Below are 18,570 nucleotides of genomic sequence, written 5' to 3' on the forward strand. Positions count from 1 at the left end.
AAGGTCAGATCTCCAATTGGGGGATCTGGCCTTTCATCTCTGTATGAAGAAGGAAAATGAACATAAAAACTGGAAAAGGAGGAAACCTATTATGGAACAGTGGATTCAATTAGTAAGCGAAGTCGGATTTCCAATCATGGTTACTCTCTACCTGCTGCACAGGATTGAAAGCAAACTGGACACTCTGAATGCGTCCATTCAAATGCTCCCGAAGCAGTGGAATAAGTAATCTGTCAAACTAAACTTCTCTGCTTATGTAATGGATCTTTAAAATGGGGAAGTGAAATTATTGGACGTTTATCAAGATTTAAAAAAAGGAGAACGCGGTGCCTGGCTGAGCATCGGTGCCTATATCCTTCTTGCAGCAGCCAAGCTTGGCATTGGCTATGTGTATACTTCACAGGCCCTCCTTGCGGATGGTCTGAATAACGGAACAGATGTCATTGCATCAGCAGCCGTTTTAATCGGGCTGAAAATTTCTCAAAAGCCGCCTGACCTTGATCATCCCTACGGGCATCTTAAAGCAGAGGCCATTGCTGCATTGGTTGCTTCATTTATAATCATGTCTGTCGGTATTCAGGTTTTGTTCGCAGGGTTTAAATCCATCATAGAGCCAAAGACAGAATCACCTAATTTGATCACTGCATGGGCAGCCATCATCAGTGCGATTATTATGTATGGGGTTTACCGATACAACAAATCATTGGCAACAAAGATCAATTCCAAAGCACTGATCGCAGCAGCCCATGATAACCGCTCCGATGCCCTTGTAAGTGTAGGCGCTTTTGCAGGAATTGTCGCGTCTCAATTCGGCATAGCCTGGTTTGACACCGTTACGGCGATTACAATCGGATTTATTATTTGCAAAACGGCATGGGATATTTTCAAAGAAACAGCTCATTCCTTAACAGACGGTTTTGATGATCAGATGCTGAGGAACTTTAAAGCAACTGTTGAGTCAACGCCAGGAGTCGACAGGATCAAGGATATAAAAGCGCGATACCTTGGAAGCAGTGTCCTTGTAGACGTAGTTATCGAGGTTCACGCAGGACTGAATGTAACCGAGAGCCACGAAATTACAGATGAAGTGGAAAAAAGAATGAAAATAGAACATCGTATCTCGCATGTACATGTCCATATCGAACCATCCTGATGAAACAGATCAAGCTAAATGGCTTCCTAAACCGGAAGCCATTTTTTTATGAAAAAGTTCCAATAACTCGACAGAATCATACAAAGGGGATCTGATTCAATTGGCGAAGTATTATATATGAGAAAAAAAAGGAGGGTATGAAAATGCCTGAAAAGGAAAAGGTCATGAAAATCAAAAAGTACAGTGATGATATTGTCCGTAAGGTTCTGCATGATGAATACGCCCCAGACGGTGATTCGTTAAAAAATGTGGTCGAGCTGCTTTCGCGATCTGTCTATGATTTATCTGAAATGTATCTAAATGATCAATGCAATCATGAAGAAACCCTCAAAGGCACATTGGCAAAAATGAAAATTGCATGTAATACTGTCGAACAAAACCGAGTTAAAACGACTTAATAAAGGACACCTTGAGTGTTCTTTTTTTATATATAGAGCTTTGGCGGTTAAAGGCAATAATTGTAGGAGAAATGGCTCAAAATACAAACGTATGTTCCTGTTTTGTTCGTTTAGTGATATAATGGACGTGCAGGTCAATCTTAAATGGATCAGTGTGAACCCCTAGGAAAGGGGGATGACATGTTGACAATCTTTGAAAGTTTAGTTGTAATGGTTTCTTTTGCTACGTTAATTGTGGCAGTGCTCGGTTTTGGGCAAAAAAAATAGACCTCGGCAAAACAGAGAGGTCACAGTAAACCGTTTGCGTATTAAGCTGATCCGTTCTAGTGCTGCTTGACTGCTTTGGCTGTAGATGTGGCATCATCTGCAGCTTTACGGAATTAGTATATCATAAAAAGGCAGGGAAATACTTGTCATAAAATCGATTTTATAAAAAACGTCTTGAAATGAAGCCCAAGCTAAAAGGAAAAAGACGGTCAAAAGAACCGTCTTTTACTAGCTTACAAGTATGTAAACCTTATTTTTGTTTTTTGTTCGCTTTTTGCTGATTCATTTCTTGAGAAAACTCAGTATCAGCTTGCTGGTTTTGCTGTTGTTGATTTTGCTGCTGCTGTTGCATGTTTTGCTGCTTGTTGTTTTGGTTGTTCTTGTTCATCGCTCATTCCTCCCTTCATGTAAATTTCCTTTCGTTCGATAGTCTGCATCAAACAGAGAATTTTTAAACATATATTTTGTTGTTTTTTGTCATTGCACACAGAAGAAAGTTTTTAAGAATAAATTGAAATCCCCCTTGAATATCTTTAGATTTGTTCGATATAAGAGATAAGGGGGAATTTTGATTGTTTAACTTGAATGCAGGTTTTTGATGTTCCTTGTACTTGTTCAATCGGTTATCAGTTATCATCTGACGCCGGTGTTTACAAATATATGCAGTCGTAAAACTCAAGATAAACAGTCCAAAATCATGATAATGCTTAGTTTAACCCTTGGATTCTTGTTCTGGCTGACTCACCTGCTAGCCATTTTTTCTGTTCATTTAAAGTATACAGTAGAGCAGCCGTTCCTTTACTTTCTGATTAGCTATGCAGTTTGCAGTTTTGTCGCTTTTTTCTCTATTAGAACTGGCGGCATCCCGCCTATGAGTTCAAAAAGTTATTTTGTTACGGGATGCGGAATGTCACTTGGTATAGTTTTCGTTGATATTATTGGGTATGCAATTTTATTTCAGGATAAGATTGAAGTGAAGCCGCTTGGGTTGAAACAAAAACTCAAAAGGATCTTCTTGCTAATTTAGGATGCCTTGAATTTCAGGGATACCTGGGCGGAAAGCCGATTCCCGCAAAAGAATTTTCTGATATGTATTTATCAGGCAGTAAAGCCGTATAGGCATAATGCAGAAAAAGGGCGAATAGATCGCCCTTTTTTGTCATGCTTAATTATAAAACCTTTGAATGAAGCTGTGTTTTATTCATTTCTGCTACTTTTTTAATGGCTTCATGAACAGTTGCTGCGGTGTAGGCAGCTTGCGCTTTCACTTCAGGAAGGGCATCTTCCATTGTAAAACTGTGCGGGGTCATCTTAAACATGGGAATATCATTGAATGAATCACCGATGCAGGCAACCTCTTCAGGCTTAATTCCAAGGTGTTCAATAAGCATCTTTAGTGCGTTGCCCTTGCTTATGTTTTTAGGCATGACATCAAGACACTGCTTGTCAGATATGTATGTCTCGATTGTATCAGGATGTCTTTCCTGCAGCGTTTTCTGCAGATCGGAAATTGCTTCATATTCACCCAAAATAGTAATTTTAGAGGCTTTGACATCTTCTCCCAAGGCATTAAGGAGATTGACGTTCTCTTCTATTGGAGAGAACATTCTCGATTCAATGCCTGTAATGACTTCATCTCGGCGTTCTGTATAATTTTTGCTGTAGTCTGCAATGATTGTAATAAAGTCTGTAGAACGAACTTGTTCAAACACTTCTTTAGCAATCACATTGTCAAAGGTCAGTGCATGCAGAGATTCATCATTATCTGTATTGATAAAAGCTCCATTTTGACTGATGCGGTGGTACTTTTCACCAATCATCGTCAAAATTTCGCCAATCTCCACATCCATTCTGCCTGATGCTAAACATACATCCACGCCATTTTCCTTTAATTCTTTAAGAGCGGCAATATCCTGCTCCGTCACCTTTTTTTCAAAACTTAATAATGTTCCATCAAGATCACTTACAAATAGTTTTATCATTTCTGATCTCCTCCTTGATGAATCTCTCTGCGGGCGGGGTTTTCCCTGACCTGTCTCATTATAGGGTTAGATACTCGCAGGTGCAATTGTTTCGGGCCGGGTCAGTTCGGGATTAGAGAAACCTAATCAGGCTTCGCCGGTGAGTGGCGAAGCCCGATGAACGGCAAAACATCTGCTACTGAATACTAAGAGTCTGAATCAGATTCTTAGGATCGTATGACATTTCAAAAAATAATGGTTTGTTTTCGTCTGTAAACAAAATGAGTCTCGGAGAATCCTCCTTGCTGTAGACAATCATTCCTTCTGAAACGATGCCGTCATACCATTTGTTTTTCACTTTAAGAGACGCTGTAGGCTGTATTAATATCAAATACCCCTTCTTGGGCAGTGGATTCACTTTTACTGTGATTCCCTTCATTGACTCAATCGCCTTTTTAAGTTCATTTGTAAAATAAGCTGAAGAGGGAACATCTTTAACGACGTCGCCGGTTTCAACATCAATCACTTTGACGGACTTTGTTTCTGCACTTCCTTCATTAATGGGCAAATTGAGAAAAAGGATCAGGAGACAGATACTTATTTTTATTATCTTCATATAAACACCTCATACTTACTTTCCCCAATTATATGAAGTCATCATCTGGTATAAATTACAAGGCTGAATGTAAAACGGATAGATTCAGAACAATGGTTGATGCTAACGAATAACCATTGTATAGGAGGCATTTTGATGAGGACATTCATACTATTACTAACAGCTGTTTTGTTCCTTTCCGGATGCAAGCAGCAGGATCAGTCTCAGCGTACATTTTTAATTCCTGAAGGCTATACCGGTTGGGTAACGGTTCATAACGATCCTTCTGCAGAAGAAAATGTAAAAGAGTACAAAGTGAACAAAGAAGGTCATGCATCCGTGAATGAAAAAAATATCCATGATGGCTGGGCTGCGACAAACTATTTCTACTTGGATAAAGACGGGGACAGAAAAGAACTTTCACCTGGAAAAATGATTCACGGGGCATCAAGCGGTGATGAAACAGGGAAAGATGGAGAAGCATACTTTTTTGTTGGAGATAAAAAGATGTTCGAGACGACCGAATATGTTCCTGAAGATCGATAGTATTTCAGAAATCTTTAATTGGTGATTCACAGGTATTATTTTCTTTGTTCACAATATCGGGGAATGATTAAAAACGTTTCAATTAATCTGGAGAGTACCCGAATGAATTTGAAAAGCCTCAAATCAATGTTGAAACTGCCCGAATTAATATTCAAAATAATTCTACGGGGAATACCAAATTAAGTAAGAATGTTTCTGTCCGATCTACAAGTCTTTCAGTCGATCAGCATTTCGCAGTTGACGTAATCACATGCTATTATGTACGATATGAAGCATTGAGAGATAAAAGGAGCTGAGGATTTCGTGAAGGAGTCCTTTATAATAAAAAAGGTTTTAAATAATAATGTGCTTATTGCCGAGCATGATTCATATGAAGAGGTTGTTCTGATTGGAAAGGGCATAGGATTTGGCAAGAAACGCGGAGACTTGATGCAGGAGGATTCGTATGAGAAGATGTTTGTGCTTACGAATCAAAAAGAGCAGGAACAATTTAAGATGCTCCTTCCTTTTGTCGATGAAGACATGATTGAGGTTGTCAGCGATGTCATACACTTTATAGCAGAGCGGGTGAAGCTGCCTTTAAATGAACATATTCATATCGCGCTGATTGATCATATTACATTTGCGATTAAACGGCTTCAAAAAGGGATGGACATTAAAAATCCGTTTCTGATTGAGACAAAAACGCTTTATCCGAATGAATTCTTAGTCGCTGAAGAAGTTATCCATATGATCAATGACAGGCTCAAAGTGAACTTGCCGGAAGGGGAAATTGGTTTTATTGCCCTTCATATCCATAGTGCCATCACAAATAAGCCGATTGCAGATGTGAACCAGTTTTCTCAGCTGATTAATCAATTGGTAGGAGTGATTGAAGACTCTATGAAAATAAAAGTGAATCATGAAAGCGTCAATTATCTGCGGCTTGTCCGCCACTTAAGATACACGATTGAAAGGGTTCTCTCAGGTGAAACGGTTGAAGAACCAGAAAAGTTTACTTTATTGTTGAAAAAAGAATATCCGATATGCTACAATACATCTTGGAAAATGATAAAAGTGATGCAGCAATTTCTGAAAAAACCAGTCTATGAAGCTGAGGCTGTTTATCTAACATTGCATTTATACCGTTTAACAAACAAAACTTAATGAGAAAAGTACCTTACGTGTTACTGATACGATCAGGCATGAGTGAACAAGTACGTGTTGAAACCGGCTAATAGGGGGAATATACCCTTTGTGCACGGTCGTCCTTGTTGCACCATGCTTTTTTTATTGTTCTTTTTAGGTCTGAAATGTAAACGCTTGTAATTTGCTTTCATGTTTTTTTTGTTTGCTGCTTACACAAACTATTTTTACAAGGAGGTTATGCACATGTTTAAAAATTTTTTTGGTGTACTCCAAAAAATTGGTAAAGCTCTTATGCTTCCAGTAGCGATTTTGCCTGCTGCAGGTATCCTGCTCGCATTCGGTAATGCGATGCAAAATCCGGAGCTTACATCAAAAGTACCATTCTTAACAAATGAAATTGTACAGCTTGTTGCAAAAGTAATGGAATCTTCTGGTGATATTGTCTTTGCAAATCTGCCGCTTCTATTTGCGGTCGGTGTAGCGATTGGCCTTGCCAATGGTGATGGGGTTGCAGGTCTTGCAGCAATCATCGGATACTTTATTATGAATGCAACAATGAGTGCTGTGCTGCTTCAAACAGGGAAAATTCCAAGCGATGCTGTAGAGCTTGCACAATTCTTTCAGCAGCTTCATCCTGAATATGCGAGAGTCCTTGGAATGCCGACCTTACAGACCGGAGTCTTTGGCGGTATTATCGTCGGGGTTCTCGGTGCATACATGTACAACAAATTCTATAAAATTGAATTGCCTCAATACTTAGGTTTCTTCGCAGGAAAGCGTTTCGTACCAATTATGACGGCTGTTTCTGCAGTAGCTTTAGGATTAATCATGCTGTTTGTCTGGCCGCCGGTTCAAAACGGTTTAAACGCCTTCTCAACAGGGCTGCTCGAATCTAATAAAACATTGGCAGCATTCATATTCGGTTTTATTGAACGTTCATTGATTCCTTTTGGTCTTCATCATATTTTCTACTCTCCTTTCTGGTATGAGTTTGGGAACTATACAACTCAGGCAGGGGAAATTGTCCGAGGAGATCAGCGTATCTTCATGGCTCAGATTAAAGACGGCGCTGAATTAACAGCAGGTACATTCATGACGGGTAAATTCCCATTCATGATGTTCGGTCTTCCGGCTGCTGCACTTGCTATCTATCATGAGTCAAGACCTGAAAATAAAAAGTTTGTTGCAGGTATCATGGGTTCTGCTGCTTTAACATCTTTCTTAACAGGGATTACAGAGCCGCTTGAATTCTCATTCTTATTCGTAGCACCTATTCTATTTGCAATTCATGCTGTCTTTGCAGGTCTGTCTTTCATGACGATGCAATTGCTTGATGTGAAAATCGGGATGACATTCTCAGGCGGAGTCATTGACTACTTCCTGTTCGGTATTCTTCCAAACAGAACCGACTGGTGGCTCGTTATTCCGGTAGGTTTAGTATTCGCTCTGATTTATTATTTCGGATTCCGTTTTGCGATCCGCAAGTTCAACCTTAAAACACCTGGACGCGAAGATGCTGAGGCAGAAACAGAAGATAATAAAGCCGGCGAAAGTGCAGGAGATCTTCCATATAACATTCTTGAATCTTTAGGCGGAAGCTCAAATATCAAGCACCTGGACGCATGTATCACCCGCCTGCGTGTAACGGTTAATGATGTGAAAGCAGTCGATAAAAACCGCTTAAAACGTTTAGGAGCAGCAGGTGTCCTTGAAGTTGGAAACAACATTCAGGCAATCTATGGTCCTAAATCGGATAACCTGAAAACACAAATTCAAGACGTGATGTCAGGCAAAACGCCTCGCCCGGCAAAACCTGTTTTAGCAGAAAAAGAAGTGCAGGAGCAAGTTGAGGACGTTGTTGCAGGACCTCTTAAAAACGAAGTAAGCGAATTTTCACTTGTTTCTCCTTTAACAGGTGACATTCATCCAATCACTGAAGTGCCTGATCAAGTGTTCTCAGGAAAAATGATGGGTGATGGTTTTGCGATTACTCCCGCTGACGGCACGATCGTTTCACCGGTTGACGGCAAAATATTAAATGTATTCCCTACTAAGCACGCAATTGGCCTTGAATCAGAAAGCGGCAACGAGATCTTAATTCATGTCGGAATTGATACTGTGAACCTTAAAGGGGAAGGCTTCGAAGCATTTGTTAAAGAAGGTGACATTGTCACTAAAGGACAAAAACTGCTCCAAGTAGACTTGGAATTCGTTAAGCAAAATGCTCCTTCTATTATGACGCCGATTGTTTTCACAAATTTAAATGAAGGCGAATCAGTCGTAATAAAATCATCCGACCGTGTGAAAGCAGGAGAAGAGAACATCATTTCTATAGAAAAATAAAATGAATGAGGTCGCATTACTTGTCTATCAAATGATGCGGCTGTTATGATAAGATATTGTGTACTAGCTTTATTTAAATATGAAGGAGATTGATTAATTATGGCAGAGAAAACGTTTAAAGTAACAGCAGAATCAGGAATCCACGCACGTCCGGCTACAGTGCTTGTTCAAACAGCAAGCAGATTTGATGCAGATGTGAACTTAGCATATAACGGCAAAACAGTGAACTTAAAATCAATCATGGGTGTTATGTCATTAGGTATCGCTAAAGATTCAGAAATTACGATTTCTGCAGCTGGTTCAGACGAAAACGATGCAATCGCAGCTCTTGAAGAAACAATGAAAAAAGAAGGCTTAGGCGAATAATGCTCGAATTAAAAGGGATTGGAGCTTCAGCTGGGATCGCGATTGCAAAAGCTTACCGCTTAGAAGAACCAGATCTGACAGTATCAAAAAAAGAAGTAGCAGATAAAACTGCTGAAGTCCTTCGTTTTGATGAAGCCATCCAAAAATCAAAATCAGAGCTTGTAAAAATTAAAGAGCATGCACTCAGAGAATTAGGTGCAGACAAAGCTGAAATTTTTGAAGCTCATATCTTAGTTTTAAGCGACCCAGAATTGCTTAACCCGGTTAAAGATAAAATCAGCAGTGAAGCAGTTAACGCTGAATTTGCAATGAAAGAAACGGCTGATATGTTTGTAAGTATGTTCGAGTCTATGGACAACGAATATATGAAAGAGCGTGCAGCTGATATCCGCGATGTTACGAAACGTGTGATCGGACACTTGCTTGGCGTTGAGATACCAAACCCGAGCATGATTACTGAAGAAGTGATCATCATTGCAGAAGATTTAACACCTTCTGACACTGCACAGCTGAATCGTCAGTATGTTTTAGGTTTTACAACTGATATCGGCGGCAGAACATCACATTCAGCCATCATGGCTCGTTCAATGGAGATCCCTGCCGTAGTTGGAACAAAAACAGCTACAGCTGACATCAAAAATGGCGACATCGTCATCGTTGATGGAATAGATGGAGATGTCATTGTAAATCCTTCTGAGGATGCAATTGCAGGCTTTGAAAAGAAAAAAGCTCAATACGAAGTGCAAAAAGCGGAGTGGGCGAAACTTGTAAATGAAGAAACGGTAACAAAAGACGGACAGCACGTTGAGCTTGCAGCTAATATTGGCACGCCTGACGATGTTCGCGGCGTTCTTGAGAACGGCGGAGAAGCAGTTGGTCTATACCGTACAGAATTCCTTTACATGGGACGCGATCAGCTTCCGACGGAAGATGAGCAGTTCGAAGCATATAAAGCTGTGCTTGAGCGCATGGAAGGCAAGCCGGTTGTTGTCCGCACCCTTGACATTGGCGGAGACAAAGAGCTTCCATACTTGAATCTTCCGAAAGAAATGAATCCATTCCTAGGTTTCCGTGCGATTCGTCTTTGCTTAGAAGAGCAGGATATTTTCCGCACTCAATTGCGTGCATTGCTTCGTGCAAGCACGTTCGGCAACTTGAAAATCATGTTCCCGATGATTGCAGTTGTGGACGAGTTCAGACAGGCTAAAGCAATTCTTTTAGAAGAAAAGCAAAAGCTTGTCAATGAAGGTGTTCAAGTTTCAGATCACATTGAAATTGGAATGATGGTTGAAATTCCTTCAACTGCTGTTCTTGCAGATCAATTTGCTAAAGATGTTGACTTCTTCAGCATCGGAACAAATGACCTGATTCAATACACAATGGCTGCTGACCGTATGAACGAGCGTGTTTCATACTTGTATCAGCCTTATAATCCTGCCATTCTTCGTCTTGTGACGCTTGTCATTGAAGCAGCTCACAAAGAAGGCAAATGGGTAGGAATGTGCGGAGAAATGGCTGGAGATCCGCTTGCGATTCCAGTGCTTCTTGGTCTAGGACTTGATGAGTTCTCTATGAGTGCAACATCGATCCTTCCAGCACGTTCTCTTCTTAAAAACCTTTCAAAAGAAGAGGCAGCAAGCTTCAAAGAAGAAATTCTTTCTATGAGCACAACAGAAGAAGTTGTTGAGTTTGTGAAAACGAAATTCAATCTTTAAATGAAATGAAAAAGACCTGAGACCTGCTTAAGCAGGTCTTTTTTTAGTAACAGAAAGGACTATTTCCTGCTATTCACTAAGGGAAATTGCGCTTTGTCACAAAGTTTCATCATGTGGATCATTTACTTGATGCAGATCATAAAGGAAAAACACGTTTTCGCTTCAGTATCAATGCTGATTGATTAAAAATTTTGAACCAGGCACATCGCCGCTGAATAAGCGTTTAGAGGCATCCGTCAAAGTAGCGGGGGTGGGATACCCGCTCGGATTTATTGTGGAGCCTATTTATATTCATGAAGGATGGCGGGAAGGGTATTACGAATTGTTTTCGAAACTTGATCGGCTTTTGCCTGAAGAAGCACGGGATGATATCACATTTGAAATGATCCAGCACCGGTTTACAAAGCCTGCCAAGCGCGTCATTGAAAAAAACTATCCAAAATCAAAGCTCGAGATGAATGAAGATGACCGCCGCTACAAATGGGGAAGATACGGAATCGGCAAATATATTTATCAAAAAGATGAGGAAGCTGATTTAGGAGAAACACTTGAAAAGTATATTGATGACTTCTTTCCAAATGCGAAGATTAAATACTTCACTTAAAAAACAAGGTGTACAGCCCTTGTTTTTTCTATTTTCTGAATCCTTATTTAGGCAAAATACAAGTAAGACTGTTACTATAATAATGAGAAAAAATAAGGGGAGTGTTAGCTATGGAACTCGGATTAAAAGGCAAAGTGGCTCTAGTTGCAGCATCAAGTCAAGGATTAGGCAGAGCTATTGCTGAAGAGCTTATAAAAGAAGGCGCGAGCGTCATGATAACAAGCAGAAACCCTGATAAGCTACATATAGTGAAAAATGAGCTTTCTGAAAAAGGTACTGGCCTCGTTGAATATAAAGCATGCGATTTATCAAATGCAGATGAGATCAGCCAGCTGGTGGAAGAAACGGTGAAACGGTTTGGAACAATTGATTTGCTTGTGAATAATGCAGGCGGGCCCCCTTCAGGACTATTCGAGCAAATGAGTGATGAAGACTGGCAAAAATCGTTTGAGTTAAACCTTTTAAGTCATGTGCGTCTTATTCGTTCAGTTATTCCATATATGCGAGGCAAGGGAGGAAAAATTGTAAACATCGCTTCCTCTTCAGTAAAAGAACCGATACCTGGATTAATTTTATCGAATACGTTCCGTCTTGGTATTGTCGGTTTGACTAAAACTCTCGCATCAGAACTTGCCCCTTATCAAATTTTGATCAACACAGTGGCACCGGGCAGAATTTCAACGGACAGAGTCGCTTCTCTAGATCAGGCAGCAGCAGATAAGAATGGCATCAGCGTCAGTGAAGTGGAAGAAGAAGTGAAGCGGAAAATTCCTGCAGGACGCTACGGGAAACCATCCGAGTTTGCAGCCTATGTTCTTTTCTTGCTCTCAGATGCCAACAGTTATATGACAGGGCAGACACATTTGGTTGACGGAGGAATGGTGAAATCTGTTTAGGCGCATAAAACTGTATATAAATGGCTTGACGGAAGTACACTAAACCAGAGAATTCAAAGCTAAGGGTGGCATAAATAATGGCGATTGTCTTCGCTGTGATCTTGATCTGGTTTTCAATTCATTTGTATGTGTATATTCCGAAAAAAATAAATCTTTTGGAATCTGTCTTCGTTTTTATGATTCTGTCCATTGTAAATAACGGCTTTTGTTCTATAATCACCGTGAACCTGGGATGGGCATCGGTTTATGAAACGCCTACTGCCTTAACGGTTATTATTTTGCAGAGAATTATCATTATTCCTTTATTGTTTCTAATGGTCGTTCATGTAAATTTCATGTTAAAAAGTACATTAGCAAAACTTTTCCTGCTGCTCTTTTCTCTTGCTTTGATCGTATCAATGGAAGAACTTTGTTCTTATTTCCGCGTAATGAACTATGAAGAAAATAGATGGCTGATTCCTGCTCTCCACTCTTCTCTGCTCTATTTTTCAGGGATCATAGGTCTTCGCTTATTCCGGCCAATCCTGAAGAAGGGGGTCACTATGAGTTGAAGGATTTCATGAATGAACTCTATATTATCATGACATTAGCAGCGGGATTATTCTTAGCTGTTAAGCTTACCAAAAAGTTTCCTGCTGCTGTTACTATTCTTATTTTTACATTCAGTGCCTTTATAGGACTGACTGCAGACCATATTTTAGCCATGCCTCCTTATGATATTTATGATGTGAATGATTCTCCGAAATTTGAGGTCTGGGATTTTATTTATTACAGCATGTATGGTTTTTTTGGCTATTTTTTTCTCTATCTTTACCAGCAGTGGAGGATCAGAGGCATCATTACGATTGTCTATATTATTTTGTGGTCAATGTTTTCTGTTTTTTATGAATGGATTGCCGTATTAGTCGGTATTTTTGATTTCAGCAAAGGGTATAAAATGCAATATTCCTTTCCGGTTTATCTCTTTATTCAAACCTTCTTTATCATTTTTTTTCATTTTGTCATGAAAGAATATGATAAGCTAAAAGAAAAGTCTTCCATCGTATAGATGGCTTTTTGAAAAGAGAGGAAGATCTGCATGACTGAAAAAAAAGGTGTAATCGGTTTTATCGGGACAGGCGTAATGGGGAAAAGCATGGCTGGGCATTTGCTTCATGATGGATACCCGGTTTTGGTTTATACAAGAACGAAAGAAAAGGCATCTGAACTGATTGAGGCTGGTGCAGTTTGGATGGAGACGATTGAAGAGCTTGCATCCCGATCTGACTATATTATTACAATGGCCGGCTATCCTTCTGATGTAGAAGAAATTTATTTAAGTGAAAAAGGCATTTTGGACTCTGCCAAGGAAGGTACATATGTAATAGATATGACTACTTCTAAGCCAAGTCTTGCAAAAGAAATCTATAAAGCAGCAAAGCAGCGCCATATCCATGCCTTGGATGCACCCGTTTCAGGCGGAGATGTAGGGGCAAGAGAAGCGAGATTATCCATTATGGCAGGCGGAGATCAGGAAGCATTTGACGCATGCATGCCGATTTTTTCTGTCATTGGACAAAATATAGTGTATCAGGGAGAAGCAGGAAGCGGTCAGCATACGAAAATGTGCAACCAGATTGCGATAGCAGCTGGCATGATTGGAGTCAGTGAGGCCATTGCTTATGCGGAAAACGCTGGTCTCGATCCTGAAAATGTTTTAAAAAGCATTTCAGCAGGTGCAGCTGGCAGCTGGTCACTGAGCAATCTTGCTCCAAGAATGCTGAAAGAGGATTTTGAACCAGGCTTCTATGTAAAGCATTTCATAAAGGATATGGACATTGCAATTGAAGAAGCTGACCATATGAAGATGGAGGTGCCAGGATTAACGTTAGCTCATTCACTATACACAGATCTTCAGAAAAAGGGTGAAGGTGACAGCGGTACACAGGCGCTGTACAAGCTATGGAAATCGTAATCAGAAAGCTGCAGGGCAATCGTGCAGCACCGATGGATCTCTTGCTCGAGGCCGATCCTTCCGAACAAAATATAAATCAATATCTCAAAAAGGGGACCGTTTTTCTTGCGGAGCTTGAAAAGAATAAGGCAGGAGTTATGGTGCTGATGCCGATTTCGCCTGCATCTATGGAAATAATGAATCTTGCGGTGGATGAGAAATTCAGGGGTAAAGGAATAGCAAAAAAGCTTATTGCTTATGCTAAACAAGCCTGTGCAGATCAAAACATGGATTTCCTTGAGATTGGTACAGGGAACTCAAGCCTAGAACAGCTTGCCCTTTATCAGAAATGCGGATTTCGCATGCAGAAAGTAATTGAAAATTACTTCATTGCTCATTACCCGGAGCCCATTTTTGAAAATGGCATTCAATGCATGGATATGGTCAGGCTAAAAATGCAAATAAAAAAAGATAGCTAGAATAATCTAGCTATCTTGCAACATGAAAACCTATTATTTACCAATGAACATTTGAGTCCAGTAGTTGCCTTCAGCTACATGGCCTACACCAATGTGAGTGAAGCTTGAGTTCATGATGTTTTTACGGTGGCCTTCAGAGTTCATCCATGCTTGTACTACTTCTTCAGGAGAAGCTTGTCCTTTAGCAATGTTTTCACCAGCTGAGCTGTACTCAACGCCGAACTTCTTCATCATATCAAATGGTGATCCGTAAGTTGGGCTGTTATGGTCAAAGTAGTTCTTGCTTTGCATGTCTTTTGATTTTTCTTTAGCCACTTTGCTTAGTTCTTCATCTAATTGAAGTGGTTTTAAGCCTTGCTTTTCACGCTCTGCATTTGTTAATTCAACAACTTTTTTCTCGAATTCACTTACAGATGCCTGTGTTTGCTCTTGCTTTGGAGCTTCTTGCTTAGAAGCTTCTGGCTTTGCAGGTGCTGCAGGTGCAGCTTCTTGTTTTGGAGCTGCTGCTTGTTGCTCTTGCTGTGGTGCTGGAGCTGCTGCCTGGCCTTGCTGTGCTTTAAATTGGCTTAATTGCTGCTCAATCATTTTTTGAAGCTCAGGATTGTTGATGTTCATTAGTAAATCCTGTGTTTGTGCTTGATTTAAATTGCAGTTTTGACCTGCAATTTGGTAAGCCTTAACCTGCATATTTGATTGCTGCGGAGCTGCTGCATCTGCTGATGTGCCCCCAGCATTAAATGTAAAAATAGTAGCTGCTGCCGCAACTGAAAGTACGATAGATTTCTTCATGAAAAAATTCCTCCTAAGAGTTTTTTTTGGTGTCTCTCTTGCTACAACAACATCGTAACATATGATTTTCGTAACATATGAACCATTGCTTTCCATTGACAGAACTCAATCTTTTAATCTATGAAGCTTACATTAAGTGAGCGGTAACAAACCTTTCGTAACACTAGTTTTATAGCGTAACAAATATAATACTCCTCATTGGCTGCCGTCAAAAAATCTTCCTATAAATATCCAGTGGTACTAACTTTTTCATTGAATTGTTTCTTGACAAAAATTTAACTCCCTTTTTTATGTAACAAGTGTTACACAAGTGTTACAATGGAGTTTGAAATACGTAAAAATGATCTCATAACCAAGGATCGATTTTGAAAGGGGAATAAATTCGTTGACTGAGCCAAGTAATAGTCAAGCTGATCTGCGAAAATTGAAGAAAACGCGCTTAATCCGCATCAATGTTTTCTTTTTCTTTGTGTTTTTACTATTCGTAGCACTAATCATTCGGCTGGGTGTTGTTCAAATTGTTCAGGGTGAGGAATTTTCAAAAGAAGTCAGCCGCACTGAGTCAAACTATGCAAGCTTTCCTGCACCGCGCGGAAAGATGTATGACCGGAATGGAAATGTTCTTGTTGAAAACATTGGTGTTGAGGCCATCACATATACAGTAGAAAAAACAACGAAAGCATCAGATAAAATAGAAACAGCAAAAGTACTTGCATCTCTAATAGAAGTTCCGACTGAATTTTTAAAGGACAGAGATTTAAAAGACTATTGGGTTGCTGCACACCCGGAAGAAGCAGCGAAACTTCTTAAACCAAAGGAAAAAGAGAAAAAGGGGAGCGAAACGTACCAGCTTCAAATTGAGCGTGTCCCTGAAGCTGAGCTTAACAAACTAAAAGGCAATAAAAACGAGCTTGAAGTAGTTACCTTATACACGCGCTTCTCAGCAGGCTATGCCTACGAACCTCAAATTGTAACAGCTACAGGTCTGACAGAAGGCGAGGAGCTGACAAAAGAAGAACTGACTCGTGTAGCGGAAAATCTTGAGCTCCTCCCAGGTGTTGATGTTATTACTGACTGGAAACGGTCATATCCCAATGGAGACCTGCTGACTGGAGTTTTCGGCAGTGTAACGACTCCTAAGCAGGGAATTCTCGAAGCGAGAAAGTCTTACTATACTGCCCGAGGCTATGCTAGAAATGAACGCGTGGGCCGAAGCAATCTTGAATATCAATACGAAGATTATCTGAATCCGAGAAAAGCCAAGGTTCAATATGTAACTGACAGCAGCGGCAAAGTCATTTCAGAAACGATGATCGATGAAGGCCGCCGCGGATATGACCTGAAACTGTCATTTGATCTTGAACTGCAAAAGCAGCTGGATACCATCGTTGAAGAAGAGCTTAGAGTTGCCCGCGGCAAGACTGGAAATCACCTTGCAGACAGAGCGTTTGCCGTGATGATGGATCCGAATACGGGTGATGTTCTTGCGATGTCAGGCAAGAAGTATGATTTTGAAGATGGGAAAATTAATGATTATATCATTGGGAACTATACGTCACAGTATGAAATTGGGTCTACAATAAAAGGTGCGACTGTATTAGCCGGGTATCAGAATGGAATTCCGCGTGGAACTGTTTATAATGATACCCCGTTATTAATAAAAGACACTAAACCAAAAAAATCAGTACGTAACATGGGTCCTGTTAATGATATAACAGCATTGAAACGTAGTTCCAACGTATATATGTTCAGAATTGCTTATGAAATAGCAGGCGAAAATTATATTCCTAATACTACATTCAATGCTTCTTCTGAAGACTTCCAAAAAATGCGTAATTATTACAGTCAGTTTGGATTAGGAGTACCAACGGGCATTGACTTACCTAATGAGTCAATTGGCCAGCAGTCTGTTCCTCCAGATGCGGGAATACTTCTGAACATGGCAATCGGCCAGTTTGATACGTACACTCCTCTTCAGATGGCACAATACGTTTCAGTTATTGCCAATGGTGGTTATCGTGTAGCACCGCGAATTGTTACTAGTATTCATTCTCCTGTTGAAGATAATGAACTGGGTGCTATAGTAACTGAACACGAAACAAGGATATTAAACCGTATCAATAACTCAGAAGAAGATATCAGACAAGTTCAGAGAGGATTTGAAGCTGTTACGCAAACAGGCGGTACAGCAGCAGGTATTTTTGGTGAGTATGATGTTGCAGGAAAAACAGGAACATCACAAACCAGTTATTACGGCGAGCAAAGCAAACGTGCATACTGGGGAACGGAAACGAATAACTTGGCTTTTGTTGGTTATTATCCTGCATCAAAGCCTGAAGTTGCCATTAGTGTAATTGTTCCTTATACCGGTAAAAAAGCTTCCCATCCTGTAAACAAATACATTGCGAAAAGAGCAATCGAAGCATACGCGAACCTGGAACCAAAAGATCCAAATGCTGAAACAGAACAGTCTGCAGAAACTGCGGAAAATACAGAAGAATAAATGCGAGCTGAGCTTTCCTTTATAGGAAAGCTTTTTTTATGAGATAAGCTAGTTCCAGCTCCTAACTTCTCCATCAGACCGTAAAAAGTGATACCTGAACTTTTCTGTCGGATCTATTCCGCTTTTATTATGAGTAACAAATTACATAGAAGGAAAAAATAATGCCATAACCAGAAAAGAGGGATAAAATGGGGATTTACTCAATCGAAAATATACAGCTCATGAAGAAATTTCCCGAGTTAGCGCCGGAGCTTTATCAATCGTATATTGCCTTCAGCAAAGCAGTTTTGAATGAGGGGCATTTATCCAGAAAAGAAAAAGAAATTATAGCAGTTGCTGTTTCACATGTGACCGAATGTCCTTATTGCATTGATTTTCATACAAAAAAAGCGAAAAAAGCTGGAGCATCTCTGGAGGAATTATTTGAAGCTGTCATGGCTGCAGCTGCAATCGAAGCAGGAGGTGCTTATGCTCACCGCACTCAGATGCATCGTGCTTACGATGGAGAGCTTGCCGAATCATTTTATAGCAGGGATGATTTATCAAACATCAATACTTTGACGGATCTTTCTCCTGAAATACAGCAGACAGCAAGGGCGTTTTTTTCAAAATCTTCAAAGGAAGGTAAACTCACCGCAAAGCTGAAACAATTAATATCAGTTGCTGTCGCGCATACATCTGAATGTCCTTATTGCATCGCTTCACATACAGCTGAAGCCAAAAAGGAAGGCTGTTCAAAGGAAGAGCTCTCGGAAGCCATTATGACTGCCGCCCTGCTCCGGTCTGGCGGCGCTGTTACACATGCTGTTAATATGCTGCAATCTTATGAGCAGGGCAGTGAAGAATAGCCTCATCAAGAGATGAAAAGACTAAGAACAATCTTTGATTAGGAGT

The 18,570-nt window shown here is 40.2% G+C and carries 21 protein-coding genes and 1 pseudogene; 18 read left to right on the top strand and 4 right to left on the bottom strand.

The features are described from left to right. Positions 1 to 91: 91 nt before the first annotated feature. The 4 genes from LIT25_08960 to LIT25_08975 all read left to right on the top strand — a co-directional run bounded on the left by LIT25_08960 (position 92) and on the right by LIT25_08975 (position 1,818). Complete coding sequence (locus LIT25_08960; protein ID USK35400.1) at positions 92 to 229, top strand: YvrJ family protein; 138 nt, start codon at positions 92 to 94, stop codon at positions 227 to 229. Between the two features lie 60 nt (positions 230 to 289). Further along, positions 290 to 1,153: a cation diffusion facilitator family transporter gene (locus LIT25_08965; GenBank protein ID USK35401.1), complete on the top strand. Its 864-nt coding sequence runs from the start codon at positions 290 to 292 to the stop codon at positions 1,151 to 1,153. Positions 1,154 to 1,296: 143 nt separating this feature from the next. After that, on the top strand, positions 1,297 to 1,551 hold the full coding sequence (locus LIT25_08970; GenBank protein USK35402.1) for a hypothetical protein: 255 nt from the start codon (positions 1,297 to 1,299) through the stop codon (positions 1,549 to 1,551). A gap of 180 nt (positions 1,552 to 1,731) precedes the next feature. After that, on the top strand, positions 1,732 to 1,818 hold the full coding sequence (locus LIT25_08975; protein ID USK36216.1) for a putative holin-like toxin: 87 nt from the start codon (positions 1,732 to 1,734) through the stop codon (positions 1,816 to 1,818). Between the two features lie 250 nt (positions 1,819 to 2,068). Here the strand turns inward: LIT25_08975 and LIT25_08980 are convergent, their stop codons facing one another. After that, entirely contained in the window at positions 2,069 to 2,206 is a 138-nt protein-coding gene (locus LIT25_08980; protein ID USK35403.1) for a hypothetical protein, read from the bottom strand. Positions 2,207 to 2,416: 210 nt separating this feature from the next. On the opposite strand from LIT25_08980, the gene LIT25_08985 reads away from it, so the two are divergent. Next, complete coding sequence (locus LIT25_08985) at positions 2,417 to 2,845, top strand: hypothetical protein (protein ID USK35404.1); 429 nt, start codon at positions 2,417 to 2,419, stop codon at positions 2,843 to 2,845. 142 nt (positions 2,846 to 2,987) lie between these two features. Here LIT25_08985 and LIT25_08990 read toward each other — a convergent pair whose 3' ends face one another. Together LIT25_08990 and LIT25_08995 are read right to left on the bottom strand one after the other, a co-directional pair. Beyond that, complete coding sequence (locus tag LIT25_08990) at positions 2,988 to 3,800, bottom strand: HAD family hydrolase (GenBank protein USK35405.1); 813 nt, start codon at positions 3,798 to 3,800, stop codon at positions 2,988 to 2,990. A gap of 175 nt (positions 3,801 to 3,975) precedes the next feature. Next, positions 3,976 to 4,395, bottom strand: a complete 420-nt coding sequence (locus LIT25_08995) for a hypothetical protein (protein ID USK35406.1) — start codon at positions 4,393 to 4,395, stop codon at positions 3,976 to 3,978. Between the two features lie 135 nt (positions 4,396 to 4,530). On the opposite strand from LIT25_08995, the gene LIT25_09000 reads away from it, so the two are divergent. The 11 genes and pseudogenes from LIT25_09000 to LIT25_09050 all read left to right on the top strand — a co-directional run bounded on the left by LIT25_09000 (position 4,531) and on the right by LIT25_09050 (position 14,384). After that, positions 4,531 to 4,920, top strand: a complete 390-nt coding sequence (locus tag LIT25_09000) for a hypothetical protein (protein USK35407.1) — start codon at positions 4,531 to 4,533, stop codon at positions 4,918 to 4,920. Between the two features lie 303 nt (positions 4,921 to 5,223). Beyond that, positions 5,224 to 6,066 carry a transcription antiterminator gene (locus LIT25_09005; protein USK35408.1) on the top strand — a complete coding sequence of 281 codons (843 nt, stop codon included), beginning with the start codon at positions 5,224 to 5,226 and terminating at the stop codon, positions 6,064 to 6,066. A 225-nt stretch (positions 6,067 to 6,291) separates the two neighbouring features. Next, positions 6,292 to 8,391: a glucose-specific PTS transporter subunit IIBC gene (ptsG, locus tag LIT25_09010; GenBank protein USK35409.1), complete on the top strand. Its 2,100-nt coding sequence runs from the start codon at positions 6,292 to 6,294 to the stop codon at positions 8,389 to 8,391. Positions 8,392 to 8,490: 99 nt separating this feature from the next. Continuing rightward, positions 8,491 to 8,757: a phosphocarrier protein HPr gene (locus LIT25_09015; protein ID USK35410.1), complete on the top strand. Its 267-nt coding sequence runs from the start codon at positions 8,491 to 8,493 to the stop codon at positions 8,755 to 8,757. After that, a complete protein-coding gene (ptsP, locus tag LIT25_09020) occupies positions 8,757 to 10,472 on the top strand; it encodes a phosphoenolpyruvate--protein phosphotransferase (protein USK35411.1) in 1,716 nt (571 codons plus the stop codon). Before LIT25_09015 ends, ptsP begins: the two co-directional genes overlap by 1 nt. 80 nt (positions 10,473 to 10,552) lie before the next feature. After that, positions 10,553 to 11,076 (top strand): annotated as a pseudogene (locus LIT25_09025) (spore photoproduct lyase). 110 nt (positions 11,077 to 11,186) lie between these two features. Continuing rightward, the gene (locus tag LIT25_09030; protein ID USK35412.1) at positions 11,187 to 11,972 is read left to right on the top strand and encodes an SDR family oxidoreductase; all 786 of its coding nucleotides are present in this window, start codon (positions 11,187 to 11,189) and stop codon (positions 11,970 to 11,972) included. 77 nt (positions 11,973 to 12,049) lie between these two features. Further along, positions 12,050 to 12,523 (top strand): hypothetical protein, encoded by a 474-nt coding sequence (locus LIT25_09035; protein ID USK35413.1) that lies wholly within the window; start codon positions 12,050 to 12,052, stop codon positions 12,521 to 12,523. Next, on the top strand, positions 12,520 to 13,020 hold the full coding sequence (locus tag LIT25_09040; GenBank protein ID USK35414.1) for a hypothetical protein: 501 nt from the start codon (positions 12,520 to 12,522) through the stop codon (positions 13,018 to 13,020). The genes LIT25_09035 and LIT25_09040 overlap by 4 nt, the downstream gene beginning before the upstream one ends. A 30-nt stretch (positions 13,021 to 13,050) precedes the next feature. Then, positions 13,051 to 13,926 (top strand): NAD(P)-dependent oxidoreductase, encoded by an 876-nt coding sequence (locus tag LIT25_09045; protein USK35415.1) that lies wholly within the window; start codon positions 13,051 to 13,053, stop codon positions 13,924 to 13,926. Continuing rightward, positions 13,914 to 14,384, top strand: a complete 471-nt coding sequence (locus tag LIT25_09050) for a GNAT family N-acetyltransferase (GenBank protein USK35416.1) — start codon at positions 13,914 to 13,916, stop codon at positions 14,382 to 14,384. Before LIT25_09045 ends, LIT25_09050 begins: the two co-directional genes overlap by 13 nt. A gap of 33 nt (positions 14,385 to 14,417) precedes the next feature. On the opposite strand, the gene LIT25_09055 is transcribed toward LIT25_09050, so the two are convergent. Beyond that, a complete protein-coding gene (locus tag LIT25_09055; protein USK35417.1) occupies positions 14,418 to 15,173 on the bottom strand; it encodes a CAP domain-containing protein in 756 nt (251 codons plus the stop codon). A gap of 385 nt (positions 15,174 to 15,558) precedes the next feature. Between LIT25_09055 and LIT25_09060 the strand changes: the two genes are divergently transcribed. Both LIT25_09060 and LIT25_09065 read left to right on the top strand, forming a co-directional pair. Continuing rightward, the gene (locus LIT25_09060) at positions 15,559 to 17,676 is read left to right on the top strand and encodes a penicillin-binding protein 2 (GenBank protein ID USK35418.1); all 2,118 of its coding nucleotides are present in this window, start codon (positions 15,559 to 15,561) and stop codon (positions 17,674 to 17,676) included. Between the two features lie 188 nt (positions 17,677 to 17,864). Beyond that, positions 17,865 to 18,524, top strand: coding sequence for a carboxymuconolactone decarboxylase family protein (locus LIT25_09065; GenBank protein USK35419.1), 660 nt, complete (start codon positions 17,865 to 17,867; stop codon positions 18,522 to 18,524). Positions 18,525 to 18,570 lie beyond the last annotated feature (46 nt).

The sequence above is a fragment of the Bacillus sp. F19 genome (assembly GCA_023823795.1).
GTDB lineage: Bacteria > Bacillota > Bacilli > Bacillales > Bacillaceae > Bacillus_P.